This window comes from Variovorax boronicumulans (assembly GCF_040544675.1).
Taxonomy (GTDB): domain Bacteria; phylum Pseudomonadota; class Gammaproteobacteria; order Burkholderiales; family Burkholderiaceae_C; genus Variovorax; species Variovorax boronicumulans_D.
The window spans coordinates 353,066-378,800 of record NZ_JBEPKK010000001.1; the positions used below are offsets into that span (position 1 = coordinate 353,066).

Annotated in this window: 25 protein-coding genes and 1 riboswitch; of the genes, 6 read left to right on the plus strand and 19 right to left on the minus strand. The window is 68.2% G+C overall.

Annotation, left to right across the window (positions count from 1 at the left end):
• Nucleotides 1-2 precede the first annotated feature (2 nt).
• Complete coding sequence (locus ABIC90_RS01635) at nt 3-722, plus strand: O-methyltransferase (protein WP_354352289.1); 720 nt, start codon at nt 3-5, stop codon at nt 720-722.
• A 19-nt stretch (nt 723-741) separates the two neighbouring features.
• On the opposite strand, the gene ABIC90_RS01640 is transcribed toward ABIC90_RS01635, so the two are convergent.
• Entirely contained in the window at nt 742-3,354 is a 2,613-nt protein-coding gene (locus ABIC90_RS01640) for an ABC transporter permease (RefSeq protein ID WP_354352290.1), read from the minus strand.
• A 109-nt stretch (nt 3,355-3,463) separates the two neighbouring features.
• On the opposite strand from ABIC90_RS01640, the gene ABIC90_RS01645 reads away from it, so the two are divergent.
• Nucleotides 3,464-4,915 carry a serine hydrolase gene (locus ABIC90_RS01645; RefSeq protein WP_354352291.1) on the plus strand — a complete coding sequence of 484 codons (1,452 nt, stop codon included), beginning with the start codon at nt 3,464-3,466 and terminating at the stop codon, nt 4,913-4,915.
• Nucleotides 4,916-4,934: 19 nt separating this feature from the next.
• On the opposite strand, the gene ABIC90_RS01650 is transcribed toward ABIC90_RS01645, so the two are convergent.
• Genes ABIC90_RS01650 through ABIC90_RS01660 form a run of 3 tightly spaced genes read right to left on the minus strand, consistent with a single transcriptional unit; the run spans nt 4,935 to nt 7,039 of the window.
• Nucleotides 4,935-5,834 (minus strand): ADP-ribosylglycohydrolase family protein, encoded by a 900-nt coding sequence (locus ABIC90_RS01650; protein WP_354352292.1) that lies wholly within the window; start codon nt 5,832-5,834, stop codon nt 4,935-4,937.
• Nucleotides 5,831-6,406: an NADAR family protein gene (locus ABIC90_RS01655; protein WP_354352293.1), complete on the minus strand. Its 576-nt coding sequence runs from the start codon at nt 6,404-6,406 to the stop codon at nt 5,831-5,833. The genes ABIC90_RS01650 and ABIC90_RS01655 overlap by 4 nt, the downstream gene beginning before the upstream one ends.
• Before the next feature lie 12 nt (nt 6,407-6,418).
• Entirely contained in the window at nt 6,419-7,039 is a 621-nt protein-coding gene (locus ABIC90_RS01660) for a DUF4291 domain-containing protein (protein ID WP_354352294.1), read from the minus strand.
• A 182-nt stretch (nt 7,040-7,221) separates the two neighbouring features.
• Here ABIC90_RS01660 and ABIC90_RS01665 point away from each other — a divergent pair, with 182 nt between their 5' ends.
• On the plus strand, nt 7,222-7,875 hold the full coding sequence (locus ABIC90_RS01665; RefSeq protein ID WP_354352605.1) for an NUDIX hydrolase: 654 nt from the start codon (nt 7,222-7,224) through the stop codon (nt 7,873-7,875).
• Nucleotides 7,876-7,884: 9 nt separating this feature from the next.
• On the opposite strand, the gene ABIC90_RS01670 is transcribed toward ABIC90_RS01665, so the two are convergent.
• The 4 genes from ABIC90_RS01670 to ABIC90_RS01685 form a co-directional block, all read right to left on the minus strand.
• Nucleotides 7,885-9,120: an RNA polymerase sigma factor gene (locus tag ABIC90_RS01670; RefSeq protein WP_354352606.1), complete on the minus strand. Its 1,236-nt coding sequence runs from the start codon at nt 9,118-9,120 to the stop codon at nt 7,885-7,887.
• 187 nt (nt 9,121-9,307) lie between these two features.
• Nucleotides 9,308-10,669, minus strand: coding sequence for an NAD(P)H-dependent oxidoreductase (locus ABIC90_RS01675; protein WP_354352295.1), 1,362 nt, complete (start codon nt 10,667-10,669; stop codon nt 9,308-9,310).
• A gap of 4 nt (nt 10,670-10,673) precedes the next feature.
• Nucleotides 10,674-11,549, minus strand: a complete 876-nt coding sequence (locus tag ABIC90_RS01680) for a phytanoyl-CoA dioxygenase family protein (protein ID WP_354352296.1) — start codon at nt 11,547-11,549, stop codon at nt 10,674-10,676.
• Entirely contained in the window at nt 11,546-12,247 is a 702-nt protein-coding gene (locus ABIC90_RS01685) for a GntR family transcriptional regulator (RefSeq protein WP_354352297.1), read from the minus strand. Before ABIC90_RS01685 ends, ABIC90_RS01680 begins: the two co-directional genes overlap by 4 nt.
• A gap of 115 nt (nt 12,248-12,362) precedes the next feature.
• On the opposite strand from ABIC90_RS01685, the gene ABIC90_RS01690 reads away from it, so the two are divergent.
• Nucleotides 12,363-13,319: a threo-3-hydroxy-L-aspartate ammonia-lyase gene (locus ABIC90_RS01690; protein ID WP_354352298.1), complete on the plus strand. Its 957-nt coding sequence runs from the start codon at nt 12,363-12,365 to the stop codon at nt 13,317-13,319.
• A gap of 9 nt (nt 13,320-13,328) precedes the next feature.
• On the opposite strand, the gene ABIC90_RS01695 is transcribed toward ABIC90_RS01690, so the two are convergent.
• The 6 genes from ABIC90_RS01695 to ABIC90_RS01720 all read right to left on the minus strand — a co-directional run bounded on the left by ABIC90_RS01695 (nt 13,329) and on the right by ABIC90_RS01720 (nt 19,903).
• Nucleotides 13,329-13,982: an ABC transporter ATP-binding protein gene (locus ABIC90_RS01695; RefSeq protein ID WP_354352299.1), complete on the minus strand. Its 654-nt coding sequence runs from the start codon at nt 13,980-13,982 to the stop codon at nt 13,329-13,331.
• Nucleotides 13,979-15,004 carry a tRNA (adenosine(37)-N6)-dimethylallyltransferase MiaA gene (gene miaA, locus ABIC90_RS01700; protein ID WP_354352300.1) on the minus strand — a complete coding sequence of 342 codons (1,026 nt, stop codon included), beginning with the start codon at nt 15,002-15,004 and terminating at the stop codon, nt 13,979-13,981. Before miaA ends, ABIC90_RS01695 begins: the two co-directional genes overlap by 4 nt.
• A gap of 77 nt (nt 15,005-15,081) precedes the next feature.
• Nucleotides 15,082-16,059, minus strand: coding sequence for an alpha/beta hydrolase (locus ABIC90_RS01705; protein WP_436318158.1), 978 nt, complete (start codon nt 16,057-16,059; stop codon nt 15,082-15,084).
• Nucleotides 16,060-16,246: 187 nt separating this feature from the next.
• Nucleotides 16,247-18,139, minus strand: coding sequence for a DNA mismatch repair endonuclease MutL (gene mutL, locus ABIC90_RS01710; protein WP_354352302.1), 1,893 nt, complete (start codon nt 18,137-18,139; stop codon nt 16,247-16,249).
• Between the two features lie 27 nt (nt 18,140-18,166).
• Nucleotides 18,167-19,384 carry a dienelactone hydrolase family protein gene (locus tag ABIC90_RS01715; RefSeq protein ID WP_354352303.1) on the minus strand — a complete coding sequence of 406 codons (1,218 nt, stop codon included), beginning with the start codon at nt 19,382-19,384 and terminating at the stop codon, nt 18,167-18,169.
• A gap of 27 nt (nt 19,385-19,411) precedes the next feature.
• Nucleotides 19,412-19,903: a GNAT family N-acetyltransferase gene (locus tag ABIC90_RS01720; RefSeq protein WP_354352304.1), complete on the minus strand. Its 492-nt coding sequence runs from the start codon at nt 19,901-19,903 to the stop codon at nt 19,412-19,414.
• Between the two features lie 49 nt (nt 19,904-19,952).
• Here ABIC90_RS01720 and ABIC90_RS01725 point away from each other — a divergent pair, with 49 nt between their 5' ends.
• Nucleotides 19,953-20,612 (plus strand): DedA family protein, encoded by a 660-nt coding sequence (locus tag ABIC90_RS01725; protein WP_354352305.1) that lies wholly within the window; start codon nt 19,953-19,955, stop codon nt 20,610-20,612.
• Nucleotides 20,613-20,690: 78 nt separating this feature from the next.
• Here ABIC90_RS01725 and ABIC90_RS01730 read toward each other — a convergent pair whose 3' ends face one another.
• From ABIC90_RS01730 to tsaE, 3 genes are all read right to left on the minus strand, one after another.
• Complete coding sequence (locus ABIC90_RS01730; protein ID WP_354352306.1) at nt 20,691-20,975, minus strand: glycine zipper domain-containing protein; 285 nt, start codon at nt 20,973-20,975, stop codon at nt 20,691-20,693.
• 161 nt (nt 20,976-21,136) lie between these two features.
• The gene (locus tag ABIC90_RS01735) at nt 21,137-22,615 is read right to left on the minus strand and encodes an N-acetylmuramoyl-L-alanine amidase (RefSeq protein ID WP_354352307.1); all 1,479 of its coding nucleotides are present in this window, start codon (nt 22,613-22,615) and stop codon (nt 21,137-21,139) included.
• The gene (gene tsaE / locus ABIC90_RS01740; RefSeq protein ID WP_354352308.1) at nt 22,612-23,121 is read right to left on the minus strand and encodes a tRNA (adenosine(37)-N6)-threonylcarbamoyltransferase complex ATPase subunit type 1 TsaE; all 510 of its coding nucleotides are present in this window, start codon (nt 23,119-23,121) and stop codon (nt 22,612-22,614) included. Before tsaE ends, ABIC90_RS01735 begins: the two co-directional genes overlap by 4 nt.
• On the opposite strand from tsaE, the gene queG reads away from it, so the two are divergent.
• Entirely contained in the window at nt 23,107-24,186 is a 1,080-nt protein-coding gene (gene queG, locus ABIC90_RS01745) for a tRNA epoxyqueuosine(34) reductase QueG (protein WP_354352309.1), read from the plus strand. The two genes, tsaE and queG, sit on opposite strands and share 15 nt — an antisense overlap.
• A 47-nt stretch (nt 24,187-24,233) precedes the next feature.
• Here queG and ABIC90_RS01750 read toward each other — a convergent pair whose 3' ends face one another.
• Nucleotides 24,234-24,911: a glutathione S-transferase family protein gene (locus ABIC90_RS01750; protein WP_354352310.1), complete on the minus strand. Its 678-nt coding sequence runs from the start codon at nt 24,909-24,911 to the stop codon at nt 24,234-24,236.
• 32 nt (nt 24,912-24,943) lie between these two features.
• Nucleotides 24,944-25,456: a 6,7-dimethyl-8-ribityllumazine synthase gene (locus tag ABIC90_RS01755; RefSeq protein WP_354352311.1), complete on the minus strand. Its 513-nt coding sequence runs from the start codon at nt 25,454-25,456 to the stop codon at nt 24,944-24,946.
• Nucleotides 25,457-25,554: 98 nt separating this feature from the next.
• Nucleotides 25,555-25,717: riboswitch (FMN riboswitch) on the minus strand.
• Nucleotides 25,718-25,735 lie beyond the last annotated feature (18 nt).

Consider the following 25,735-nt stretch of genomic DNA (forward strand, 5'->3'; position numbering starts at 1 on the left):
CCATGACCGTCGACGAACTCAACCGGAAATTTGCCGAAGTCCCCGCGCGCCACAAGGAGGTCTCGATCATCGCGAGCATGGATGACGAGCCCGCCCGGCCCAGCCGACGCCTGATGGACATCGCCCTCAAGGCGTGCTCGGTGGCGATGGACGTGGCGTTGCCCATCTACGAAGGCCGCGCGTCGAAGGAGCCGCACTGGTTCGACACCTGGCCCGGCGAGCACTACCGCCTGCTCGCCGCGCTGGTGCGTACCTTGAGCCCGAAGACGGTGATCGAGATCGGCACCTTCACCGGCATGGGCACGCTGGCGCTCGCGCAGGAGTTGCAGCCATCGGGCACCCTGACCACCTTCGACCTGCTGGCATGGGACAGCTTCCCCGACACCTGGCTCGCGGCTTCCGACTTCGCTGGAGGCCGCGTGCGGCAGGTGCTGCACGACATCTCCACGCCGGGCGGCATCGAGCCGCATCGCGCGCTGTTCGAGTCGGCCGACCTGATCTTTGTCGATGGGCCCAAGGACGGGCGCACCGAAGCGGACATCCTCGTCAACCTGGCCACGTTGAACCTGTCGCGCGATGCGGTGATCGTGTTCGACGACATTCGCGTCGTGAACATGATCGACATCTGGCGCCGCATCGCGCAGCCCAAGATGGACCTCACCTCCTTCGGCCACTGGAGCGGCACCGGCCTGATCGACTGGAACGGAACCTCCGATCTCTGAGCGTTGATGGAAGAGGGCGCTACCAGTCCTCTTTCACAGCCAGCACCACATCCTTTCCCGCAGCCGCCCGCCCCGCCAGCCACGCGGTGACAGTACCCGCCACCACCACCGCGCCGCACAGCGCGAAGAGCCGCACCCAGGGCACCAGCAGGTCCATCGTCCAGTGAAAGCTCTGCGGGTTGACCACCTTCACGAGCACCACCGAGACCGCCAGCCCGAGGGCGAGCCCCGCGACCGCGCCGATGGCCGTCCACGCCGCGCCTTCGCCGGCCACCACGGCCAGCACCTGCCGCCGCGTGAAGCCCAGGTGCGCCAGCAGGCCGAACTCCTTGCGCCGCGACAGCACCTGCGCGCTGAAGCTCGCCGCAATGCCGAAGAGGCCGATGGCGATGGCCACCGCCTGGAGCCAGTAGGTGACGGCAAAGCTGCGGTCGAAGATGCGCAGCGAGGTCGCGCGGATCTGCCCGACCGATGCGATCTCCACCGACTCCGGCGAGCCACCGCCCTGGCGCGCCGCGAGCGCACGCACCGCCGTCTGCACCGCGCCTTCGGATGCGCCCGGCGCGAGCCACAGCGAGATGTCGCTCACGTCGCGCTCGCCGGTGATGCGCTCGAAGTCGCGCGCGTCCATGGTGACGGTGCCGAACTGCCGCGCGTAGTCGCGCCACACGCCGGCCACGAAGAAGCTGTTGGCCGGTTTGGACGCCGCGGGGGCGGTCGCGGCCAACGTGGCGGCCAGCGGCGCGAAGGTGCTGCCCGGCTTCGCGCCGTAGAGATCCACCATCGGCTCGCTCACATAGATGCCGATCTGCCCTTCGGGCACGGGCAGGGGCGCGCCCACCAGCGGCAGCGATTGCGACGCGCTGCCCTCCAGGCTGCGCGCGATCAGCACCACGGCCGGCCGGGACGCATCGAGTTGCAGCGAGCGCGTGCGCAGCGTGCCGGTGCGCGCCACGCCGGGCAGTTGCGCCAGCGCCTGCACGAAGGCCGGCGCAAAGGTGGCGGTGTCGGTGCTGCTGGTGCCGCCGCTGTTGCCGCCGCGTCCGCCCGAGGTGGCGCGCACGTACAGGTCGGCAGGCAGCACCACGTCGAGCCAGTGCGTGACCGAGTCGCGAAAGCTCGCGACCATCACCGTGAGCGCGACCGCCAGGCTCAGGCTCGCGACCACGCCGCTCACCGCCACTGCGGCGGTGCCGCGCATGCGCCGCGCCCGCTCCACGGCCAGCATCGGCAGCACGCGCCCGGCGAACATCGGCGCGATGCGGTCGTACAGCAGCGCGATGAGCCAGGGCAGAGCGGTGATGCCGCCCACCAGCAGGCAGGCGACCGACAGGTACGCCGCCACCGGGATGCCGCCGATGGCCGGAATGTTTGCCAGCGCCACGCTCAGCGCGATCATCCCCAGCGCGAGCCAATGCCCCCGGCTCTGCGTGGGCGCGGCGCCCAGGCCCTTGAGGGTCTGCGCCTCCGGCAGCGCCTGTGCGGCGCGCGCGGGCCACCAGCCGCCCACCAGGGCGGCGAGCACGCCGAGCCCGCCGTAAAGCAGCGCCGACCCGCTGCTCCAGTGCAGCTTGGGCGCGACACCTTCGAAGTAGCCACCGCCCAGGTCGCCGCCCAGCACCTTGAGCGCGAAGGCCGCGAGCGCAGCGCCCAGCGCAAGGCCGGCGGCGCTGCCGACCAGCCCCAGCACCAGCGACTCGGCCAGCACCAGCCGCAGCCGCTCGCGCGGTGTGAGGCCCAGCACGCCGAGCAGTGCGAACTGCTGCGCGCGCTTGGCCACGCTGAGCGCGAGCACCGAGAACACCAAAAACGCGCCGGTGAACAAGGCCACCAGCGCCAGCACCGTGAGGTTGACGCGGTAGGCACGCGACAGGTTGCTCACGCGCTCGGCCGCATCGCCCGGCTCCGCGAACTGCACGCCCGCGGGCCAGCCGGGTGCGTTTCGCAGCGAGGCCATGAACGCCGCGCGGTCGGTGCCGGGCGCGAGGCGCAGGTCGATGCGGCTCAGGCGCCCGACCTGGTCGAACAGGTCCTGCGCGGCGGCGATGTCCATCACCGCGAGGGCGCTGCCGCTGGCGGCGACGTGGCCGGCGATGTCCAGCTTGCGCCATGCGTTGCCGCTGCGCAGTTGCACGGTTTCTGGTGCGCCGCTGCCCGCTTCGGCCGGCAGGCCCAGCACGGTGCGCGCCGCGGCGTTGAGGAACACATGGCCCGGCGCGAAGAGCGCGAAGCGATCGGCGCCGGCGGCGGGTTGTGGCATCAGCGCGGGCGCGATGGTGGGGAGCACCAGCGCATCGACGCCGATCACGCGCATCGGCACCTGCCGTTCGCCGTCGGCCATTGCCAGGGCCTGGAACTCGAGCACCGGGCTCGCGAGCGTCACTTGCGGATGGCGGGCCAGTTGCGCGAACACGGCCTCGTCGAAGCCGCCTTGCACGGCACGCACTTCCAGGTCGGGCTGGCCGTTCACCGAGCGCACCGCGCTGGAAAACTCGTCGAGCGCCGAGGCGTTGATCAGCTGCACCGAGAACGCCAGCGCCACCCCCAGCATCACGGCCAGCACGGCCGCCGCGTTGCGCCAGGGGTGATGGCGCAGTTCCTGCCAGGAGAAGGTGGAGAGCAGTGCACGCATGCGCCGATTGTGGCCGGTGGGCGCGTGTTACATCGGCGTGGCACGATGCGCTCTGTTCGACGACGACGCCCCGAGGAATCTTTCGATGCGGCTACTGCCCCCGGCCTCCGTGCCAGCCTGGAACCCGGCCGTGTTGCGCCGGTCGTTCGCGGCCTGGCTTCTGGCACTGCTGCTGGCCGGCAGCGCGGCCGCCCAGCTTCAGCCGCCGCAGCTGCCGCCGTCGCAAGCGCAGCCGCTGTCGCTGGCCAGCGATCCGAGCCTGCTGGCAAGGACCGCGCTGGCGGCCGAGCGGGGCACGCTGGTCGTCGGTGTCCTGCGCAACGGCAAGGCCTCGTACGGCGCGGCCTACAACCCCGAGCCGCTCTCGCCGCCGCGCCCCATCGAGCCCCGCAGCGCCGAGCAGCCGATGTTCGAGATCGGCTCCGTCACCAAGGTCTTCACCGGCCTCCTGCTCGCGCAGGCGGTGGAGCGCGGCGACCTGAAGCTGGACGACACCGTGGGCAAGCTGCTTGCGGGCAAGGTGCAGGACGTGCCGGCGGCCGTGGCCGGCGTGACCTTGAAGCAGCTGGTCACCCACACCGGCTGCATGCCCGTGATGGCCGATGGCGTGGCCGGCGGTCCGGCGCTGGCCGCGCAGTTGCGCACCTTCGACAAGCCGATGTTCTGGGCGGCGCTGTCGCGCATCAAGCTCACCGCGCCGACGCCGCCGTGCGAAGCCAGGTACAGCAACTTCGGCATGGCGCTGCTCGGGCAGGTGCTGGCCGAGCGCTACGGCACCTCGTGGGGCGAGCTGGTGCGCGCCCGCATCACCGAGCCGCTGGGCATGAACGACACCGTGATCCCGCTGGGCGACAAGGCCTCGCGCATGGCACCCGCCTTTGCAGGCGACCGGCGCCAGCAGTTGCTGGACATGATGGCCTACGCGCCCGCCAGTGCGCTGCGCTCCACCGCCGCCGACATGATGACCTTCAGCCGCGCGGTGCTCGCCGGCGCCGAGGGCCCGCTGGGCCCGGCCGCCGTGCGCATGCTCACCCCGCTGGCGCGCTACGAGGGCGCGCAGATCGGCTACGCCGTGATGGTGCGCGGCCCCGAAGGCGGCCGCCGCACCTACTTTCACGCGGGCCTCACCGAGGGCTACCGCACGCTGTGGCTGCTCGCGCCCGACACGGGCGAGGCGCTGATCGTGCTCAGCAGCAATGCGCGCGCGCCGCTGCAACCGGTGATGCTGGCTATCGGCAAGAGCCGCTACCCGGTGTCGACCGCCGAGGTGCCGGTCGATGCCAGGCAGCTGGAGGACTACAAGGGCGAGTACCGCATCAGCAAGGGCAAGGCCTTGAGCTTCACGGTGCGCAACGGCAAGCTGCTGGTGCGCGAAACAGGCCGCGGCTACAACGCCCTTACACCGACTGGCAACGACCGCTTTGCGGTCACCGCCATCGGCGCGCAGATCGAGTTCCAGCGCGGCCCGGGCAATGCGGTGGTGGGGGTGACGCTGGCGCAGGGCGGTAGCCAGCTCGAAGGGCGCAGGGCAGGCGAGGCTGTTGCGGTCCCGCAGCAGTGACTCGACTCCCGGCGCGCCCTCAGTGCGATGCCAATGCAAAGAGCTTGTCGGCCATCTGTGTGATCTCGTCGCGCATCACCAGTTGGTGCAGCCACTCGGGCGGTATGCCTTCCACGCCGTAAAAGGCGCCTGCGATCTGTCCGCAGATGGCTGCGGTGGTGTCCGCGTCGTCGCCCAGATTGACGGCTGCGAGCACGGCTTGCGCGAAGGAGTCGGTGTGCGCAAAGCACCAGAGGGCCGCTTCCAGCGATTCGACGCAGTAGCCCGAGCCCTTGATGCGCCCGACGGGCTTCGATGCATAGTCGCCGCGCGCGAGTGCCGCGACTTTTTCGCTCAACGGCGTCAGCGAACTGGTCGCGAGAATGGCCGCCTTGCTCTCGCCCTGAAGCGCCGCACGCAGTTGCAATGCGAAGAGCTGCGAGCATTCGATGGCTTCCTGCGCGCCGTGCGTGGTGCGGGTGCTTGCGCCAGCCTGTTGCCAGGTGGCTTCAGCGCTTGAGGCGTAGAACATCGGTACCGGCGCGAGCCGCATCAGCGCTCCGTTGCCGGCGCTGTGCGGGTCCGGGCTGCCTGCAAAGGGATCGCCGGAGTCGAGGTAGCGGCTGAGCGCCGCCGACACGGTGCCGCCGATGTCAAAGCAACGCCCGTTGCTGCTCATGTAACCCACATTGCGCCAGTTGCAATAGCGGTTCATCTGGTCGACGGCATTGAAGCCCTTGCAGTGGATCAGGCTTGCAGCAAGGCACAGAGCCATCGAGGTGTCGTCGGTCCATTCGCCAGGTTCCAGGCCGAACGGGCCACCCCCATGCATGCCGGTCACGGGAACGAAGCTGCCGCGCGCGCGGAACTCGACCGTGGTTCCCACCGCATCGCCGCAAGCCAAACCCAGCAGACTGCCCCGATAGCGTTCGGTGCTCATGCGGCCCTCCTCAGCGCATCGCGCGCAGCCATCAGCGCGTAGCCCAGCAGGTTCAGGCCTTGCCAACTGCGCGGGTCCTGCGCTGCCGCATCCGTCGCAGCCAGTCCGATGCCCCAGATCGCATCTACCGGACTGGCCTCGACGAGCACCTGATCGCCGGTGCCCAGCAGGAACGCGCCCAACGCCGGGTTCTGCGAGAACTTCGCGATGTTGCCGCGCGTCACCAGATCGAAGCGTGCGGCCAGCCACGTCGCGTCATCGAAGTTGCGGATCTGCCGACCCAGCTTCTTGGCCTCGCCGGGCGTGCGCGCGGCCAGGACCTTTTCGCGGGTGGCGTCGTCGTCGAAGAGCCGAGCCTTGCCGGCCATCATGAAATGCTCGGCGCTGCGGTACGTGTCGCCTTCGAGGGTGAAGGGCGCCTCGTACCACTGGCTGAAGCAGCTCTTGCCGACACTGCCATCCTTCGGAGCCTGGTGGCCCCAGAAGAGCAGGTAGTCGAACTGTCGGCCTTGGGCGATGTGTGCCAGCAGCTCTTCGTTGCTTCGCAACGCATGGGGTGTGTTTGTCGTCATTCCTGGTTGTCCTCAGGTTTCGAGCTCGAGCGGATGCTCCACCGGTAGTTGAAGTTCCGGGTTGTCGTTCTGCGCCATCGGGCGCTGTGCATCCACGAAAGCGCGCATGTCGATCACCTCGAGCAGTTCTTCGCGCGCGAAAGCCGCCAGCCTACGTCCGCGAAGGCCCAACTGGATCGCGCGGCGTTCCAGCTTGTTGCCCGCTGGCGCATGGTCCGGGTCCCATTGCAGCCGCACCTCGGAGGGGCCGACGGCCGCCTGCCAATCTTCGCGGCTCGGATAGCGCTCTTCATCGAACGTGGACGGCACGGCTTCGCGCACCACCTGCTCGAAGAATGCGCGGCGCAGCCGCAGGCCGAGCGTGACCTCCTGGCCTTCCTTTGTGCCCCAGCCGGAGCGGTACATCATCCAGAGAAAGTTGGGCTTGATCCAGCTCATGCGCGAGAGGCTGAAGTCCGGTCCGTCGAGACGGCCGTGGCGGACCGCGTATTCGCCGATGGCGGGGCGATAGGCCTGATAGACGACGACAGACTGCGCGTCGTGATGCGCCAGGATGTGTCTTCCACTTTGCGGCCACCGCTCGCGCTGGGCAAGGTGCGCTTCGGTGGGGAGGGGGTGACTCGGGTTGTTCATTGTTCTGATTCCTCTCGTTGTTCTTTTTTTGTTGATGTTCTGATTGGTTGCTCTGTACAACTAATTATGGGTTGTATAGTACAACTAATTAAATCGGCGTCAAGCTATCCGTTGTGAACCCACCTCTACCAAGCTTTACATCCTTGACCTTTCCGCGTCCGCTGGTCACGGTCGACGTGGTGATGTTCACCGTGCTCGACGATGCCTTGCAGGTCCTGCTGGTGCGCCGGCCGTCCGACATGACCGAGCCCTATCCGGGAAAGTGGGCGCTGCCGGGCGGCTTCGTGAATGTCGACGAAGATGCCTCGCTGCTCGACTGCGCATTGCGCAAGCTCCGCGAGAAGACCGGCGTGCTGGCACCTTACCTCGAGCAATTGGGCAGTTGGGGCGGTGTTGGGCGCGATCCGCGTGGATGGTCGGCCACGCACTGCTTCTATGCGCTGATTCCGGTGCAGGCCTTGCAATTGCGCAGCGGCGCCAATGCCGCGGAGGTGGCGTGGTTCCAGGTGGATGCCGCTTCGCGCAAGCGGCTGGCCTTCGACCATGGCGAACTGCTGGCTGCCGCCGTCGCCCGGCTGCGCAGCAAGGTCGAGTACACCTCGCTGCCGGCCTTCCTGATCGAGGAGCCTTTCACCCTGCCGGCGTTGCAACATACCTACGAGGTCGTGCTGGGCCGCGATATGGACAAGAGCGCCTTCCGCAAGCGAATGCTCGACGGCGACTTCATGGAAGAGGCAGGCATGGTCACCGGCAGCCTGGGCCGACCGGCCATGAGTTACCGCTTGCGCGATCGTTCCCAGGCAGCGCTGTTCCCACGAACCTTCAACGCGAAATGACTCCCCCGCTCAAAGCCGCGCCGACCTCGCATCGAGGTACGCGCGCACAGCCCCGTTGGTGCTGAGGCCGATGGCGCGGTCATAGGCCTGGCGCGCGGCGGCGCGCGCCCCGCCGGCTGCGAGCAGGTGCGCGCGCGCCGCCCAGTAGGGCTGGTAGCCGGCCACCTCGTGCGCGGGAATGGCTTCGAGCGCACGCAGGCCGATTTCCGGACCGCGCGCGTTCGCCAGGGCGCAGGCACGGCTGACTTGCGCGCCCAGGCTGGGCCGAAGGGCCAGCAGATCTTCGTACAGCGACACAAGCACCTCGGGCGCCACCGGCGCCCCCACGCGGCGCTCGCAATGCGCGGACAGGATGGCGGCCCTCAACTGGTACACGCCCGGCAATTTCATGTCCGATGCCCGGCGCAGGCAACGCTCGGCCTCCGCGAGCAGATCGGGGTCCCAGCGCATTGGGTCCTGCTGGTCGAACGGCACGTAGGCCCCGGTGTCGCTGAGCCGGGAGGCCGAACGGCTTTCGCAGAAGAGCATCAGCGCGAGCAGCCCCAGCGGCTCGGGCTGGTCCGGCATCAGGCTGCAGAGGATGCGGCAGAGGTCGATGGCTTCGGCCGTCAGGGCGCGCGGCAGGGCGTCGGCGCCGTCCACGTCGTCCCAGCCGGTGCCGTAGGCCGCGTAGATGCCGTCGAGCACATCCCGCCGCCGTTGCGGCAGCTCGCGTGCCTCCGGGTATTCGAAGGGAATGCCCGCGGTGCGTATGCGCGCCTTGGCCCGCACCAGCCGCTGGCCCAGCGTGGAGGGTGCGGTGAGAAAGGCGCTCGCCATGCGGGCTGCATCCAGGCCGAGCACGGTCTGCAGCATCAGCGGCGCACGGGCCGCGGCGTCGATGGCGGGATGGGCGCAGACGAACATCAGCCGCAGCCGCTCGTCGGGCACGGCGGGGCCTTCATGGGTGTCGGCCTCGTCCATCTCGCCGGCCAGCAGCAGCAGGGCCTGCGTTGCGTCGTCCTGCACGCGGCTGTGGCGCCAGGCGTCGAGCTTGCGGTGCCGCGCCAGGCTCAGGAGCCATGCGTCGGGTTGCGCCGGAACGCCGTCGGCGGGCCAGCGTTCGAGGGCACGCGCGAAGGCGTCGGCGAGCGCGTCTTCCGATGCGGCGATGTCGTGCGTGCGCACGCAAAGAATCGACAGCAGCCGCCCATACGACTCGCGTGCCGCCCGCTCGGCGACGCTGTTCGCCGCCGCGCCGGTCACGGGGAGGCCGCCGATCTGGAAGCGGGCCGATCGACCATCGACAGCTGCTGCATGGTGTCTCTCCGTCACGAAAAAATGACCGAGCAGGATCGCTCACCACAATGACGGACCGCCGCCGCTCATTCGGCACGGCGGTCCGTATCCAGCAGAATTTTTTACGCGATTCAGGTTTGGCGCAACTAGCCCTTTAGGCTGCCTTGACCTGATTGGATGGTGCGAACAGACTTTCCATCTCATTGCGCAGCTTGTAGGCGGCGGTCGAGGTGTCGATGGCCACGTCGGCCCAGCAGAGGCTCTGGCCCTTCTTCACCGCGCGCACCAGCTTCACGTTATGCGCCAGGCCCAGCGGCAGGCCGCCCAGGCGCATCGACCGCTCGGCCGGCAGCAGCTTGCCCCACACGGTATAGCCGCCTTCGCCGTCCAGCATTTCGCCCGGCGCAAGGTCGCGCTTGGCGGTGGCGACCACGTCGGCGTTCCAGCAAGTGGCCACGCCAGTGGCTTCGCCGCGTAGCGCCACGCTGGCGACCGACATGCCCACTTCCAGGCCGATCAGGTGCCAGCGCTTGTACAGCGTGAAGTAGCGGCCGCTCGGGTCGGTGTGCGCGTTGTATTCCTCGAAGCAGTTCTTGATGTAGTCGGTCTCGGCCTCGACCGTGACCCACACGCCCATGCGGATGTCGTAGGGAATCTTGCGTCCGTCGGCCTCGAGCGACGAGACCACCTCGACCATGCCCTTGCGCTCCAGCACGCCGCCTTCGCTTTGCGGGCGGGTCACGAAGGGAATGTCCTCCACGCTCGCGGGCGGATAGAGCAGCCCGTTCGAGGGCACGGTGAGGCCGGTGGCGTTGGCCACCGCCGAGCTTTCGATCGACGGCTTGGAGCCGTCGAGAAAGCTGTTGAACATCTTCGGGTTGAGCCCACCGCGCAGCGCCTGTTCGGGCGTGAGGCCGTAGTTGGCCCACACCGTCTCGGGCGTCGATTCGGTGAAGTGCGGCAGCCACTTGTGGCCGCGCCCGGCCGCCACCACCGGAAAGCCGCAGGTGCGCGCCCAGTCGACCAGGTCGCAGATCAGCGCCGGCTGGTCGCCGAAGGCCAGCGAATAGATCACACCCGCCTGCTGTGCCTTGTGCGCGAGCAGCGGGCCGCAGAAGGCATCGGCCTCCACCGTCACGTTGACCACGTGCTTGCCGTGCGCGAAGGCATCGAGGCAATGGTCCACGGCCGCCACCGGGTTGCCGGTGCACTCGACCACGATGTCGATGGACGGTTCGCGCGTCACCGCCTGCCAGTCGTCGGTGATCCAGGTGGTGCCGGTCTTGATGGCTTCCTGCACCGAGCCTGCGGCGGCGCGGCCCGGGGCCCAGCCCACGCGCTCCAGGTTGACGCGCGCCGCATCGGGCGAGAGGTCGGCAATCGCGACCAGCTGCACGCCGGGCGTGCGCGGAATCTGCGCGAGGTACATCGAGCCGAACTTGCCGGCACCGATCAGGCCGATGCGGATGGGACGGCCTTCGGCGGCGCGCTGCTGCAGGCGGGTGTGGAGGCTCATGGGATCAGGCCTCCGCGGTGTCGCGCACGTCGAGCGAAGTCTGCAGGGCGCTTTCGGGCAGGCCGTGCTTCCACGGCACATCGACGGGGTAGGGCTTCAGCAGGCAGTCGTCGGGCAGCATCTCGATGGGCGTGAAGTCGCGGTGCGCGATGTACTCGGGCCGCTTGTGGCGGCGGATGTGGTTGCTGACGGCGCACAGGCTCAGGTACACCGCCACCCGGTTGAAGGGCGAGAGGTTGCTGCCCGAGGCATGCACCAGGCAGCTGTGGAACAGGATCATCGAACCGGCCGGCCCCTTGGGCGAGACGATGCCGCCGTCCTTGCCGCCGGCGCGATCGACCAGTTGCGCAATCAGCTCGTTATCCACGGTCCAGAGCGGGTAGCTGGTGGTGGTGAGGTCATGCTTGGCATCGACCACGCCCTTGCGATGGCTGCCCGGAATGAACATCAGCGGACCGTTGTGCTCGTTCACGTCGTCCAGAAAGATCGCGACGTTCATCGCGCGCTCGGTGGGCATCAGGTCGTCGTTGAGCCAGGTGCCGTAGTCCTGGTGCCACTGCCACACCTGGCCTTCGAAGGCCATCTTTCCGTTGATCTTGAACTGGTGCATGTAGACCTCTTCCTCGAAGAGGTCCATCACCGGGCCGACCATGCGCGGATGGCGCGCCAGGCGGGCAAAGGGCTCGCTGATGAGGTGCGCGGCAAAGTTCGTGCGCACGGCGTCCGAGCCTTTCTCGCGCACGTTGAAGGCCTCGCGCTTGCTGTAGAGATCGGGCACCGCATCGGTGAGCGTCCTTGTCTCCTCGGGCGAGAAATGGCCGGGGAAGAACAGGTAGCCGTCGCGCTCGAACTGCGCGCGTTGCTCGGGGGTCAGCTTCATGCCTTGTCTCCTTTGTGGGTGGGGATGGATGCGTTGCGGGTCAGTTGTTCGGCCAGGCGCCGGGCCAGTGCTTCACTGGCTTGCGCCACGTGCTCTTCGCTCAGCTGTCCGGCGCGGTCCGCGTTGCCTTCGGCAATCGCGTCGGCGATGGCTTCGTGCTCGTCCCAGAGCGACTCGCGCTGGGGCTCGGCCTGCAGCACCGCGCCCATCGCGCGGCGCAGGTGCCGCCAGTGCGGGTCGGCGCTCTGGCCGATCAGCGGGTTGCCCGAGGCGTCGTAGATCGCGCGGTGAAAGGCCACGTCGGCATCGATCATGGCTTCGACATTGCGCCCGCGCGCGGCGCGCCGGCCGCGCTCGATGAGCTTGGGGTCGATGCGAAAACGCTGGTGCGCCGCGAGCCGCGCGGCCAGCACGTCGAGCGCGCCGCGCACCTGGTAGATCTGTCGCATGCCCTCGGCGTCGAGCGGCGCCACCAGCACGCCGCGGCCGGGGGCATCGTGCACGAAGCCGTCTTTCTTGAGCAGGCGCAGCGCCTGCAGCACCGGCTGGCGCGACACCGACAGGCGCTGCGCGATGTCTTCCTGCGTGATGCGCTCGCCCGGCGCCAGCGAGCCGCTGCTGATCGCGCCGAGCAGGGCGCGGTAAACCTGATCGACGAGGTCGGGGGCAATTTCGATGCTGACGAGCTGGGCGGGCATGGGCGGCTTTCTTCTGAACTCTGTATACAGAGTACGGATTTCGGTGCCGCCGCACCTACCGGGTTTTTACCCATGGGGACTGCAAAAGAACGTAAGCCCCCGCTAAGCTCGACCCATGCAACTCCCTACCTACAACGACGTCACCGCCGCGGCCGCGCGGCTCGAAGGCCATGCCCACCGCACGCCGGTGCTGCAATCGACCACCGCCAACGAACGCTGGGGCGCCAGCTTCTTCTTCAAGTGCGAGAACTTCCAGCGCATGGGCGCGTTCAAGTTCCGCGGCGCGTTCAACGCGCTCTCCAGATTCGATGACGCGCAGCGCAAGGGCGGCGTGATCGCTTTTTCGTCGGGCAACCACGCACAGGCGATTGCGCTGTCAGCGCGGCTCTTGTCGATGCCCGCCGTGATCGTCATGCCCAAGGACGCGCCGGCCGCCAAGGTCGCGGCCACCAAGGGCTACGGCGCCGAAGTCGTCCTGTACGACCGCTTCACCGAAGACCGCGAAGCGGTCACCAGGCAACTGGCGCAGGAACGCGGCATGACGATGATTCCGCCCTACGACCATCCCGATGTGCTGTCGGGGCAGGGCACGGCGGTGAAAGAACTGATCGAGGAAACCGGGCCGCTTGACCACCTGTTCGTGTGCCTGGGCGGCGGCGGGCTGTTGTCGGGCTCGGCGCTGTCGGCGCGCGCGCTGTCGCCCGATTGCAAGATCTACGGCGTCGAGCCCGAGGCGGGCAACGACGGGCAGCAGTCGTTTCGCACGGGGAAGATCGTGCACATCGAGACGCCCAAGACCATCGCCGATGGCGCGCAGACGCAGCACCTGGGTCAGTACACCTTCGGCATCATCCAGCGCGACGTGGACGACATCTTCACCGTGACGGACGACCAGCTCGTCGAGGCGATGCGCTTCTTTGCCGAGCGCATGAAGATGGTGGTGGAGCCGACCGGTTGCCTCGCGTTCGCGGGTGCCATCGCTGCGGGACAGGCCATCGCTGGCAAGCGCGTGGGCATCGTGATCAGCGGCGGCAACGTCGATCTCTCGCGCTACGCATCGCTGCTGGCCTGAAATTCAGGTTCAGGCGCGGATGCCTGTGGCGGTCAGATGCAGCAGTCGGTCGGCGCGGGCGGCCGCGCTTTCGGAGTGCGTCACCAGCACCAGCGAGGCACCGTGCTCGCGGGTCTGGCCGACCAGCAGCTCCATCACCTTCGCCGCGGTCGTCGGGTCGAGGTTGCCCGTGGGCTCGTCGGCCAGCAGCAGCGCGGGCCGGTGCACCAGCGCGCGTGCAATCGCCACGCGCTGCAACTGACCGCCCGAGAGCGTCTGCGGCAGCCGCGCGTCCATGCCGGGCAGGCCGACCGCTTCGAGCATCTGCGCGACGCGCGGGTCGTCCTTTTTCTGCTGGCCCAGCAACATGAGGGGCAGCGACACGTTCTGCGCCACGTCCAGATGCGGCAGTACGTGAAACGCCTGGAACACAAAGCCGACATGCTTGCGCCGCCAGAGCGCGCAGGCTTCGCCGTCGAGCGCGCCGATGTCGGTGCCGTCGTGCGTCACCGTGCCCTGGTCCCAGCTGTCCAGGCCCGCCATGCAGTTGAGCAGCGTCGACTTGCCCACGCCCGATTCGCCCACGATCGCGACGAACTCGCCGGGCTGGACCTCCAGCGTCACGTTCTCGAAGACCGGTGCTTCGCCGTAATGCTTGCCGAGGTTGGTAATGCGCAGCGTCATCCGGGCCTGGTCGTCTTTGAAATCAGTTGAACGGCGGTGTGCACCGCGTCGGGCGCGTCGCAGGCGATCACGGTGCGCTGCGGCATGCTGCGCAGCCAGGTGATCTGCCGCTTGGCGAGTTGGCGCGTGGCGGCGATGCCGCGTTCGCGCAGGTCGTTCAATGCCTTGGCATCGGGCGCGGAGTTGCCGCAGGCATCGAGCATTTCCCACGCCTGCCGGTAGCCGACGCAGCGCATCGAAGGCAGGTCGGTCGACAGGTCGCCGCGTGCGCGCAGCGCCTTCACTTCGTCAAGCAAGCCCGCTGACAGCATCGCGTCGAAACGGTCGGCGATGCGCGCGTGCAGCCAGGCGCGGTCGGTGGGTTCCAGCGAAAAGAGAACCCCGCCGTCGACGGCCTTCGCCGTCTTGTTCTCGCTCGCATGAAAACTCGAGAGCGGCTGCCCGCTGCTCTCCCACACTTCGAGCGCGCGCTGGATGCGCTGGCTGTCCTGCGGCGCGAGGCGCGCGGCGGTGACCGGATCGACCTGGGCGAGCCGCGCGTGCATCGCAGGCCAGCCCAACTCGGCTGCTTGTGCGTCGATGCGCGCCCGTACGGCCGCATCGGCTGCAGGCATCGCATCGATGCCGTCGAACAGCGCCTTGAAGTACAGCATCGTGCCGCCCACCAGCAGCGGCAGCGCGCCGCGCGCGCGGATCTCGCCGATGAGCCGTGTCGCGTCGGCCACGAAGGCGGCGGCGCTGTAGCTCTCGCGCGCATCGAGGATGTCGATCAGGTGATGCGGCACGGCGGTCCGTTCGGCGGCCGTGGGCTTGGCGGTGCCGATGTCCATGCCGCGGTAGACCAGCGCGGAATCCACCGAGATGATTTCAACCGGCTGCAGGCGCGCGAGCGCCAGTGCGGCGGCTGTCTTGCCCGATGCGGTGGGGCCGGCGAGCGCAACGTAGCGCGTCGGACCAGAGGGCGCAGCGGCGGGCGATGCCGGAGGAACGGCCTCGGCGGCCGGTGCGGAGCGGGGAAACATGATGCGCCGAGGGTAGCAAATGGCGCATGCCCGTCAGCAGGCCGGGGCGGCAACTGCCTTTCGCGAACGGCTGGGCGTCAGATCGCCGCAGGCACGCTGCTCGCGCGCGCCTCGCCGCGCACATCCTGCGGCGCCACTGCCGGTGGCAGCGGCAGTGCCAGCGAGGGCGGCGACAGCTTGGGCTGGTTGCGCGCCACCATGTTGTCGGGCTTCATGCGGAACAGCTGCGTCAGCGCCGCGCGGTACTGCGTTTCGCCCACCGAGTTGGTGTTGTGGTGCGAGCCGCCCTCGACCAGCACGAACAGCTTGGGCACGACGGCCGCGTCATAGAGCTTGCGGCCCAGCGTGGGGTTGATCAGGCTGTCGGCCGTGCCATGCACCACCAGGAGCGGCGAGCCGATGTCCTTGACGGTGTTGATGGCCTCGAAGCGCTGCGTGATGAGGGGGCCGAAGGGCAGCCAGCCCCATTTGAAGCTGCTCACCACGTCGGCGATGGAGGTGAAGGTGCTCTCGACGATGGTGCCGCTCTCGTCGTTCACATGCGCCGCCAGGTCGATGCCGATGGCGCCGCCCAGCGAGTGGCCGAAGATGTAACGGTGCTGCTTGGGGTGGCGAGCGGCCAGCCAGGTCCAGGCGGCGCGGGCGTCTTCGCGGGCCGATTCTTCCGAAGGCAGGCCCTTGGAGCTTTTGCCGAAGCCGCGGTAGTCGATGGCCAGCACCGAAAAACCCAGCTCGTGCATGCGCTTGATGCGCGGGGCCGATCCGGCCACGTTGTAGCGGGCGCCGTGCAGATAAAGGAGAACGGGGGTGTCGGTGGTCTCGGGCGCACCGCCCAGCCACAGGCCGTGCAGCCGCGCGGGTTCGCCGGTGATGGAAGACTGGAAGTCGATCCAGACGTCCTGCATCCCTTCAGTCATCAGAGCCGAATTGCCCCAGCTGCGGTCGCTGGGCTGAAAAATCCATTCGCGTTGCCGTTCGTCGAGCGTGGAGCAACCCGCCGCGAGCAAGGCGCACAGGGAAAGGACAGACGCGAGGAGGGTCCAGCGTTTCATCATGGGTGTGAGGGACAGCGATGCCGGCCGAAAGTTTCATCCGCTCTCACCAGGTTGCGCCGACGTTGCACCCTGGTAACCCCCCGAAACAACGCTCAACGGCGCTTTGTGGAGACCATGCAACGTGCGTGCCCGCTTGGCGGATGACCCGGCCGAATCCTCGAAAACCCTGAAAAACCGGCCGATTCGGCTATCTGCCGCGCATGAACAGCGAATCGAGCTCGCGAATCGACAGCTGCCGCCAGGTCGGCCGGCCATGGTTGCACTGGTCCGAACGCTCGGTCGCTTCCATTTGGCGTAACAGTGCGTTCATCTCGTCGATGGTGAGCTTGCGGTTGGCCCGCACCGCGCCGTGGCAGGCCATGGTGGACAGCAGTTCGTTCTGCGCGCGCTGCACCACGGTGCTGGCGTCATGCTGGCCCAGCTCGGCGAGCACGCTGCGCGCGAGCTCGACCGGATCGCCGTCGGCCAGCGTGCCGGGCACGGCGCGCACCGCGAGCGTGCGCGCGGAAAACGCGGTGATCTCCAGCCCCAGCGTGGGCAGCACCTCGGCGCAGGCCTCGGCCGTGGCCACTTCCTGCGGCGTGGCCGCGAAGGTGGCCGGAATCAGCAAAGGCTGGCTGGTGATGGCGGCACCGTCGAGCTGCGTCTTGAGGCGCTCGTAGACGATGCGCTCGTGGGCTGCGTGCATGTCGACCACCACCAGGCCCTGCGTGTTCTCGGCCAGGATGTAGATGCCCTGAAGCTGGGCCAGCGCGCGGCCCAGGGGCCAGGCGTCTTCGTTGGTGGCGGCGGGGGCACCGGCGCTCTCCGTGTCCAGGGGCTGGCCCACGGGCGTGCGGAAGCTCATCGGCGCCGCGCCGGTCAGCGGCCAGTGCGAGGGCGTGGCGTCCGGTGCGTGCCCGAGTTCGTCGGTGCGGCGCGGCCACATGGCCTCGAAATCGCCGGCGCCGCGTTCCTTTGCCACGAACTGCATGGCGGGCTGCGACCAGCTCGCGCTCTCGGGCAGCGCGGCGGCCTTGAAAAAAGGCTGCGGCGCACCGGCCGGCGCGACGGCGTCGCCGGCGCGCGGGGCGGCCAGCGCGTCCTCGATGGCGTGGCGCACCGCCTGGTGCACCTCGCGACCGTCGCGAAAGCGCACCTCGATCTTGGTCGGGTGCACGTTCACGTCGACGCGCGACGGATCGATCTCCAGGTACAGCGCGTAGATGGGCTGGCGCTGGCCGTGCAGCACGTCTTCGTAGGCGCTGCGCACCGCGTGCGAGAGCACCTTGTCGCGCACGAAGCGGCCGTTGACGTAGAAGAACTGCTGGTCGCCGCGCGAGCGTGCCGCATCGGGAATGCCGGCACGGCCGACCACGCGCACCACGCCGCCCAGGTGCTCGACGGCCACGCTCTTCGCCACGAAGTCGTCGCCGAGCGCATCGGCCAGGCGCTGCTCGCGGGCCTCGGCGGCGCGCCATTGCTCGACCAGCTTGCCGTCGTGCCACACCGAGAAGCCCACCTCGGGCCGCGCCAGCGCATGGCGGCGCACGGCCTCGATGCAGTGGGCCAGCTCGGTGGCGTCGGTCTTCAAAAACTTGCGCCGCGCGGGCGTTGCGAAGAAAAGCTCGCGCACCTCGACGGTCGTGCCGACCGATCGCGCCACCGGACGCAGTTCGCCGGTGCGGCCATCGAGCGCGAAGGCGCTGTCGGCGCCGCCGAAGCGCGAGAGGATGCTGAGTTCGGCAATCGCATTGATGGCCGCGAGCGCTTCGCCGCGAAAGCCCATGGTGCCGACCGTCTCCAGGTCGTCCAGGCTCGCGATCTTGCTGGTGGCGTGGCGGCGCAGGGCCACGGTAAGTTCTTCGCGCGGAATGCCCAAGCCGTCGTCTTCGACCGAGATCAGCCGAACACCGCCCGAGGCCAGCCGCACCGTCACCTGGCGCGCGCCGGCATCCAGGGCGTTGTCGAGCAGCTCGCGCACCACCGAGGCCGGTCGTTCGACCACCTCGCCGGCGGCGATCTGGCTGATCAGCTCATCGGGGAGTTCCCGGATCGGGCGGCGGGGGGAGGGGGGGATGGAAGAGGGGAGTGCGCTCACCGGGGCATTTTAGGAGCCGTGCCGGTTTCAGCGCGGCATCAGCGTGTTCGACGGCAGCGTTTCATCGAGCAGCTTGCGCGCCGTCTCGATGCCCGCCACCGGCAGCAGCCGGGGGTCGAGCAGGCCGACCTGCACCAGCACGCTGGCCTGGTCCCAGTAGATGTGCTCGTGGTAGAGCTTGTTGCCGCGGAACTTGATGACCGCGAGCAGCGGCACCTCGACGCGCTTGCCCGTGGGCGCGATGCCGGGAAGCATCCATGGGATCTCGGTCGTGTGCGTGAAGCTGAAGAGCAACTCGTCGACCACCTGCGTCGCGCCCACGGTGCGCGAGATGGAGGTGAGCGCGGTGTCGGGCGGGTTGCTGTTGACGAAGTGGTTCGAGTAGAACGCGTGCAGCGCCTTGTAGCCCACGCCGCCGGTCATGGTGGGGATGTGGTTCACATACGGCTCGGCCACCATGGTGCCCATGGTGTCGTCGACGTTGCGCGTGCCGAACTCGTATTCGCAGTGCTTGTCCCAGAGCGCCGAGAGGTCGAAGTGCGGACCGATGGCACCCTTGAGCGTGGCGATGCTGCGCTCGTGCGCCATCAGCGCCGAGGGCTTGTGGAAGTGCTCGCCGCCGGCGCGCGCGAAGGCGTGGTCCATGCCGGGGTACACGTACAGCGAAACGCCGGGGCGGCCCGAGAGCGTCTGCACGATGCGGTCGCGGGCCTCGGGCGGGCAGAACTTGTCGAGCTCGGCAATGTGCAGCGTGAGCGGGCGCTTGATGTTGTCGGCCTCGTCCAGCGCGGCGTCGATGCCCACGCCGTAGTAGCCCACGACCGCGTCGGCATCGGTGCGGCAGGCCGCCAGGTAGGCCAGCTTGCCGCCCAGGCAGAAGCCGAGCACGCCGACCTTGCGCTCCGTCACTTCGGCGCGGCCGCGCAGTGCGTCGATGGCGGTCTGCATGTCGGCCATGCCCTTGGCTTCGTCGAAGCCGCCGTAGAGCGCGAAGGCGCGTTGCCAGTCGGCCTCGCTGTAGCCGAGCTCCACGTTGGGCTCCTGGCGCCAGAAGAGGTCGGGCACCAGCGCCACGTAGCCTTCTTCGGCGTAGTAGTCGGCCACCTCGCGCATGGTGTGGTTGATGCCGAAGATTTCCTGCGCGATCACCAGGCCTGGGCCGCTGCCCGATTCGGGCAAGGCGAGGTAGCCGCGAAAGGTGCCGCTGCCGTCGGCAGCGTTCATCTGGATGTATTGACCGGTCATTCGAGTTTCTCCGTGGGGTGGGTGTTTTTATTGCAACTGCTTGTACATGACGAAGGCATCCACGAACCCGTGCTCAGGATGCCGGAATGCGCCGGGCAGGGTGCCGACGATGGCAAAGCCCATCCTCTGCCAGAGCCGCACCGCGCGCTCGTTGGTGGACACCACAAAGTTGAACTGCATCGCACGAAAGCCCATGCGCCGTGCCTGCTGCTGCGAGTGTTCGCACAGCGCGGACGCCACGCCCAGGCCCCGTGCGGCCTCGGACACCACATAGCCGCAGTTGCCCACATGCGCGCCCTGGCCCGGCTGGTTGGGACGGATGACGTAGGTGCCGAGCACCGTGCCTTCTTCGTTGCAGGCCACGAAAGTTGCTGTGGGTACTTTCGTCCACCCGTGGCGCGCTTCTTCTTCGCTCACATCGGGCGGGTAGGTGTAGGTGTCGCCGCGTCTAAAGGTCGGCTCGAGCACCGCCCAGATGCCGGGCCAGTCCGCATCCAGGGCTTCGCGTATGTGGATCATGGGGTGATTCGAAAAGTGCGCAACACGTCAACAAGGATAATCCGCGGCCATGGAAATCATCAGCTTTCTCCTCGACTTCATCCTTCACGTCGACAAGCACCTCGAGGCCTTCGTCATCGCCTACGGCCCCTGGGTCTATGCGTTGCTGTTCCTGATCGTCTTCGTGGAGACCGGCGTGGTGGTGATGCCGTTCTTGCCGGGCGATTCGCTGCTGTTCATCGTCGGCGCGCTGTGCGGTGCGGGGCTCATGAATTTCCCGCTGGCCTGCGGCATCCTGATTGCCGCGGCCATCCTGGGCGACCAGTGCAACTATTCGATCGGCCGCTATTTCGGGCCTAAGGTCTTTCAGTGGGAGAACTCACGCTTCTTCAATCGCAAGGCCTTCGACCAGGCCCACGGCTTCTACGAACGCTACGGCGGCGTCACCATCATCCTCGCGCGCTTCATGCCCTTCATTCGCACCTTCGCGCCCTTCGTGGCCGGCGTGGCGGCCATGGACCGCGCGAAGTTCACCATGTACAACGTGGTCGGAGCGCTGATCTGGGTGCTCGGCATCGGAACCGCGGGCTACTTCTTCGGCAACCTGCCGTTCGTGCGCCAGCATCTGGACAAGATCATCTGGGCTCTCATCTTCGTGCCGGGGCTGCTGGCGATCTTCGGGGCCTGGCGCGCGTCGAAGGCAGAGAAGGCCCGGGCCGCCTCGGCCTGAAGCTCTCTTCACCGCCGCATCGCCCATGAAAAAGGCGCGCCACAGGGGCGCGCCTTTTTCATTCATGCGGTCCGCAACTCAATAGCGCGGGCCGTTGCTCGGGTAGTAGCCGCTGCCTTGCGGGTAGGTCTGGCGGTTGTAGTTGCGCTCGTCGACGTTGCGGCCCACCTGGTTGCCGATGATGCCGCCGATGGCTGCACCGCCGACCGTGGCTGCCGTGTTGCCGCCGATGGCATTGCCCACCAGCGCACCGCCGACCGCGCCTACGCCGGTGCCGAGGTTCTGATTGGGGCCGCTCGCGCAGCCCGCAATCGTCATGACCGAGGTGGCTGCAAATGCAGCGATCCAGAGACGTGTCTTCATGATGTGCCCTTTCGAGGAGTGATGGGTTCATCATCGTCAAAAGGGCCGCATGCACTGTGTAGGAGCCTGCCGCGCTTGCCTGTGCGGGGCAATGGGCCGAACCGCGTGGGACGGCAGGAGTGCTTTGGCTTTACAAAAATTCGCGCGGGGAAAGCGCGAACTCAGAGCTGCCGGCTGCGCGCGAGCGGCGGGTTCTGCGCAAAGTACCGTTGGATGCCGCGCATGAGCGCATCGGCCAGGCTCTCCTGGTAGGCGGCGCGGCGCAGGTTGGCTTCCTCCTCGGGGTTGCTGATGAAGGCCGTTTCCACCAGCACGCTCGGAATGTCCGGCGCCTTCAGCACCGCGAAGCCGGCCTGCTCGACCTGGTTCTTGTGCAGCCGCGCGCCGATGCCCTTGATCTCGCCGAGCATCGCGCCGCCGAGCTTGAGGCTGTCGTTGATCTGCGCCGTGGTGCTCATGTCCAGCAGCGCGCGCTGCACCTGCGCCTCGTGGTTGCCGACGTTGACGCCGCCCACCTTGTCGGCATCGTTTTCCTTGTTGGCCAGCCAGCGCGCCGCGCTGCTCGATGCGCCGCTCTGGCTGAGCGCGAACACGCTCGCACCGCGCGCGGCGGGCGTGGTGAACGCGTCGGCATGGATGCTGATGAACAGGTCGGCCTGCACGCGCCGCGCCTTCTGCACGCGCACGCCCAGCGGCACGAAGAAGTCGGCGTCGCGCGTGAGAAAGGCGCGCATCGGGTTGCCGTTGACGGTGCTCGCGTTGATGCGCTCGCGCAGGCGATGCGCAACCTGCAGCACGATGTCTTTTTCGCGCGTGCCGGCCGGGCCGATGGCGCCGGGGTCTTCGCCGCCGTGGCCGGGGTCCAGCGCGACGATGATGATGCGGTCGGTGCGGCTCGCGGTCGCGCCGCCGCGTGCGGCCGCAACAGGGGGAAGCGCCGGAGGAGGGGGCGGCCTGATTGGCGCCGTGCCCAGCACGGGCGGCGGCGCGGGGCGATCGTTGCCCGCCACCACGGGCGGCGCGGGCGCTGCCGGGCCGGGGCGCATCGACTGCTGCGCCATCAGCTCGCCCAGCGGATCGACCGCGGGTGGGGCACCGGCCGGCGCCGCGGGCGCGGGGGGCGCGATGCCGGCCACGGTCGAGCCGGCGGCGCTGTCGCCCTTGGGCGCATCGCGCAGGCGTTCGGCAATCAGCGCTTCCATCGGGTCGACGGCCTGCTCGGGGTACAGGTCGAGCACCAGGCGGTGCCTGTACGCCGCCACGGGCGCGAGCGAGAAGACCTGCGGCCGCACCGTCTGCTTCAGGTCGAACACGATGCGCACGACGTTCGGCGCGTTCTGCCCGACGCGCAGGCCGTTGATGTACGGGTCGCCGGGCTTGATCTTGCCGACCAGTTCGCGCAGCTCGGTGTTGAGTTCGATGCCTTCGACATCGACCGCCAGCCGCGGCGGGCTGCCGACCACCAGCTGCTGCGAACTCAGGCGTGCATCGGACTCGATGGTCACGCGGGTGTAGTCGGCCGCGGGCCAGACGCGCACCGCGAGGATGGTGGCGCCGCGCGCGATGTGGTGCACGCCGAGCATCAAGGCCACGCTGCCGCCCTGCAGCAGCACGCGTCGTTTCAGGCCGCCCGCCTTCATGCGGCGATGTGCGCCAGCAGGTCGCTGCCGCGCGGGGTGTTCGCCAGGAGGGTCACGCTGCGTGTGTCGTCTGTCATTGCTTCAATTTTAATAGCTAAGTCTGCAGGTGGGGTGCGGCCCGCGGCGTTTTCAGGCCACTCGGCCAGCTTGAGGCCCGGGCCCGCGAAGATGTCGCGGAAGCCGGCGTCGTCCCATTCGCGCGGATCGGCGAAGCGATAGAAGTCGAAATGGAAAATGGCCAGGCCGTCGGGCGCTTCATGCGGCTCGACCACCGCATAGGTGGGGCTCTTGATGCGGCCTTCGATGCCCAGTGCGCGCAGCAGATGTCGCACGAAAGTGGTCTTGCCGGCGCCCAGGTCGCCCTCCAGCGCGATGAAAGCGTCGCGCAATGCGGGGGCAGCCGCGAGCGATCGTGCGAAGGCGTCGGTGTCGGCTTCGCTGCACCAGCGCAGCATGCGTGTGGTGCCCTTGGGCGTTTCTACAATCGGCAAGTGATCGTCAGCCATCCACTCGTTGTTCGTATTCAGGCTTTGGCCCGGGAACTCGGATTCTCCCAAATCGGAATCGCGGGCGTCGATTTATCGAGCGCCGAGGCCGGTCTGATGCAATGGCTGGCCCATGGGTTCCATGGAGAAATGCAATACATGGCAACGCATGGCACGCGCCGCGCGCGGCCGGCGGAGCTGGTGCCGGGCACAGTGAGCGTGATCACCGCGCGCATGGACTACCTGCCGCGCGACACACCGCCCGACTGGCAGGCCGTCGAATTCGACCGCCTCGCGCGGCCCGGCGAGGCCATCGTGTCGGTCTATGCGCGGGGCCGCGACTATCACAAGGTGCTGCGCAACCGCCTCGCAAAGCTGGCCGAGCGCATCGCCGAAGAAGTCGGCCCCTTCGGCCATCGCGCCTTCACCGATTCGGCGCCCGTGCTGGAGGCCGAGCTGGCTTCGCGCAGCGGCCAGGGCTGGCGCGGCAAGCACACGCTGGTGCTGGACCGCGATGCGGGCTCGATGTTCTTTCTCGGCGAGATCTACGTCGACATGGCGCTGCCCGAGAGCGAACCCGTCACCGCGCATTGCGGCAGCTGCAGCGCCTGCATCGACGTGTGCCCCACGCGGGCCATCGTCGCGCCGCAGCGGCTCGATGCGCGGCGCTGCATCTCGTACCTCACCATCGAGCACGGCGGGCCCATTCCGCTGGAGCTTCGGCCCCTGATGGCCAACCGCATCTACGGCTGCGACGACTGCCAGCTCATCTGCCCGTGGAACAAGTTCGCCAAAAAGAGCGAGCTGCCCGACTTCGATGCGCGCGAAGGCCTCACCGGCCGCGCGCTGGCCGAGCTTTTCGCGTGGACCGAGGAAGACTTTCTGCGTCGCACCGAGGGCAGCCCGATACGCCGCATCGGCCACGAGCGGTGGCTGCGCAACATCGCGGTGGCGCTGGGCAATGCGGTGCGATCAGGCGAGGGCAGTGCGAGCGAAGCGCTGGCAACGCGCGCCGGGCACGCCAGCGAACTCGTGCGAGAGCATGTCGCGTGGGGCCTGGCGCAACAGGCGGGCGAGCCCGTTTAGGCGGGCAGGATTTTGCGCACGCGACCGACTTCAGTTCGATCGTGAGGTCACGGTGCCCCGGGGTCGGTCGTGAAGGGAAAGCGCGCGGCCCAGAAGTCCGCCAGCCTGGGGTCGGCATCCACACACCGCACCACAGGAGCCATGCGCGGCGCCACGCGGTAGAAGCGCCGTCGCTGCGGCGTCCAGCGCGACATCACCGTCACGTACAGGTCGAGCATGCCGAGCTTCTCGCCGAGCAGGTAGGGCGCGGGTTCGTCGATCTGGGTGTCCATCAGATGCCAGCAGTGCGCAATGCGCTCGGCCGAGCGTTCGAGCATCGCGGGCTGCGCCGCGGGGTCGGGCACGAGGCGGTCGGGATCGTCGCGCACCCAATACAGCGAATAGATGGCCGCCGACAGATAGACCATCCAGCGAAGGTAGCGCGCACGCTTCGGATCGCCGGGTGCGGGGCACAGTCCGGCTTCGGGGTATCGGTCGCCGAGCCAGATCAGGATGGCCGCGCTCTCGGTCATCACCTCGCCCGAAGGCAGCACGAGCGCAGGCACCTGCCGCATCGGATTGACGCCCGACATGCGCGCGCGCTCGGATTCGCCTTCCCATGTGGCGACGTCGACCGCATCGACCTGCGCGCCGATCAGCGTCAGCGCCGCATGGACCGGCGTGGCGCCCGAGCCGGGCGCGCCGTAGAGGGTGTAGCGATCTCTGGAAGCGGATGTAGAGGCCATCCGCGCAGATTACTGCGGACGGATGCCCGTTGTCACGCGGCCAGCGCGGCGTCCACCTTCTTCAGCGCTTCCAGCGTCTTGAAGCAGGCCTCGGCCACTTCGGTGCCCTTGATCGCGAAATGGCGATGGAAGTACTTGCGGTGCTCCACGTGCTCGTGAAAGTGGTGCGGGGTGAGCACGGCCGAGAAGATCGGCACGTCGGTTTCCAGCTGCAATTGCATCAGCGTGTTGACGACGGTGTTCGCCACGAACTCGTGGCGGTAGATGCCGCCGTCCACCACCAGCGCGCAGCCGATGATGGCCGCGTACTTGCCCGAGTTGGCCAGGCGCTTGGCGTGCAGCGGAATCTCGAAGGCGCCGGGCACATCGAAGATGTCGATGCGCTCGCGGGCCACACCCAGGCGCACCATTTCTTCGAGGAAGGCGTCGCGTGCCTGGTGGACGATGTCCGAATGCCACTGCGCCTCGACAAAAGCGATGCGCTCGCCGCGCGATGCATTCGACGCGGTGATGGCGGAGAGGGGAAGGTCGTTGATCTGACTCATGGTGTGCCTCTGAAAAGCAGGTTTCCTGAATCAGGGCGCACGAAACCGCAAGGCAGACCGCGCGCTCATGGCAGAGCGCGCGGGCACACGCCCGCATTTCGCGCTCTCTTTCATCCGGACTGTGACCGTCGGCTTCGGAATCGCACCGAAATCTGCTGACCCCGAAGCCTGCTTGCGCAGGCCCGGGCGCTCGCGGGCTTGTGCGACTTGGAGGTCGCCATCACCGCCGGTGGGGAATTGCACCCCGCCCTGAGAACGCTTGCCCCGGCTTGCGCCGGA

Bases quoted from the DNA above. Each gene is read 5' to 3' on its own strand.
- ABIC90_RS01640 (WP_354352290.1), bottom strand. From the start codon at position 3,354: ATGCGTGCACTGCTCTCCACCTTCTCCTGGCAGGAACTGCGCCATCAC.
- tsaE (WP_354352308.1), bottom strand. From the start codon at position 23,121: ATGGCTGACGATCACTTGCCGATTGTAGAAACGCCCAAGGGCACCACA.
- ABIC90_RS01655 (WP_354352293.1), bottom strand. From the start codon at position 6,406: ATGACGACAAACACACCCCATGCGTTGCGAAGCAACGAAGAGCTGCTG.
- ABIC90_RS01720 (WP_354352304.1), bottom strand. From the start codon at position 19,903: ATGATCCACATACGCGAAGCCCTGGATGCGGACTGGCCCGGCATCTGG.
- ABIC90_RS01725 (WP_354352305.1), top strand. From the start codon at position 19,953: ATGGAAATCATCAGCTTTCTCCTCGACTTCATCCTTCACGTCGACAAG.
- ABIC90_RS01675 (WP_354352295.1), bottom strand. From the start codon at position 10,669: ATGAGCCTCCACACCCGCCTGCAGCAGCGCGCCGCCGAAGGCCGTCCC.
- ABIC90_RS01730 (WP_354352306.1), bottom strand. From the start codon at position 20,975: ATGAAGACACGTCTCTGGATCGCTGCATTTGCAGCCACCTCGGTCATG.
- ABIC90_RS01635 (WP_354352289.1), top strand. From the start codon at position 3: ATGACCGTCGACGAACTCAACCGGAAATTTGCCGAAGTCCCCGCGCGC.
- ABIC90_RS01695 (WP_354352299.1), bottom strand. From the start codon at position 13,982: ATGACGCTGCGCATTACCAACCTCGGCAAGCATTACGGCGAAGCACCG.
- ABIC90_RS01735 (WP_354352307.1), bottom strand. From the start codon at position 22,615: ATGAAGGCGGGCGGCCTGAAACGACGCGTGCTGCTGCAGGGCGGCAGC.
- ABIC90_RS01690 (WP_354352298.1), top strand. From the start codon at position 12,363: ATGCAACTCCCTACCTACAACGACGTCACCGCCGCGGCCGCGCGGCTC.
- ABIC90_RS01650 (WP_354352292.1), bottom strand. From the start codon at position 5,834: ATGAGCACCGAACGCTATCGGGGCAGTCTGCTGGGTTTGGCTTGCGGC.
- ABIC90_RS01660 (WP_354352294.1), bottom strand. From the start codon at position 7,039: ATGAACAACCCGAGTCACCCCCTCCCCACCGAAGCGCACCTTGCCCAG.
- ABIC90_RS01665 (WP_354352605.1), top strand. From the start codon at position 7,222: ATGTTCACCGTGCTCGACGATGCCTTGCAGGTCCTGCTGGTGCGCCGG.
- ABIC90_RS01680 (WP_354352296.1), bottom strand. From the start codon at position 11,549: ATGAAGCTGACCCCCGAGCAACGCGCGCAGTTCGAGCGCGACGGCTAC.
- ABIC90_RS01705 (WP_436318158.1), bottom strand. From the start codon at position 16,059: ATGATGAAACGCTGGACCCTCCTCGCGTCTGTCCTTTCCCTGTGCGCC.
- miaA (WP_354352300.1), bottom strand. From the start codon at position 15,004: ATGTTTCCCCGCTCCGCACCGGCCGCCGAGGCCGTTCCTCCGGCATCG.
- ABIC90_RS01715 (WP_354352303.1), bottom strand. From the start codon at position 19,384: ATGACCGGTCAATACATCCAGATGAACGCTGCCGACGGCAGCGGCACC.
- ABIC90_RS01750 (WP_354352310.1), bottom strand. From the start codon at position 24,911: ATGGCCTCTACATCCGCTTCCAGAGATCGCTACACCCTCTACGGCGCG.
- ABIC90_RS01755 (WP_354352311.1), bottom strand. From the start codon at position 25,456: ATGAGTCAGATCAACGACCTTCCCCTCTCCGCCATCACCGCGTCGAAT.
- ABIC90_RS01685 (WP_354352297.1), bottom strand. From the start codon at position 12,247: ATGCCCGCCCAGCTCGTCAGCATCGAAATTGCCCCCGACCTCGTCGAT.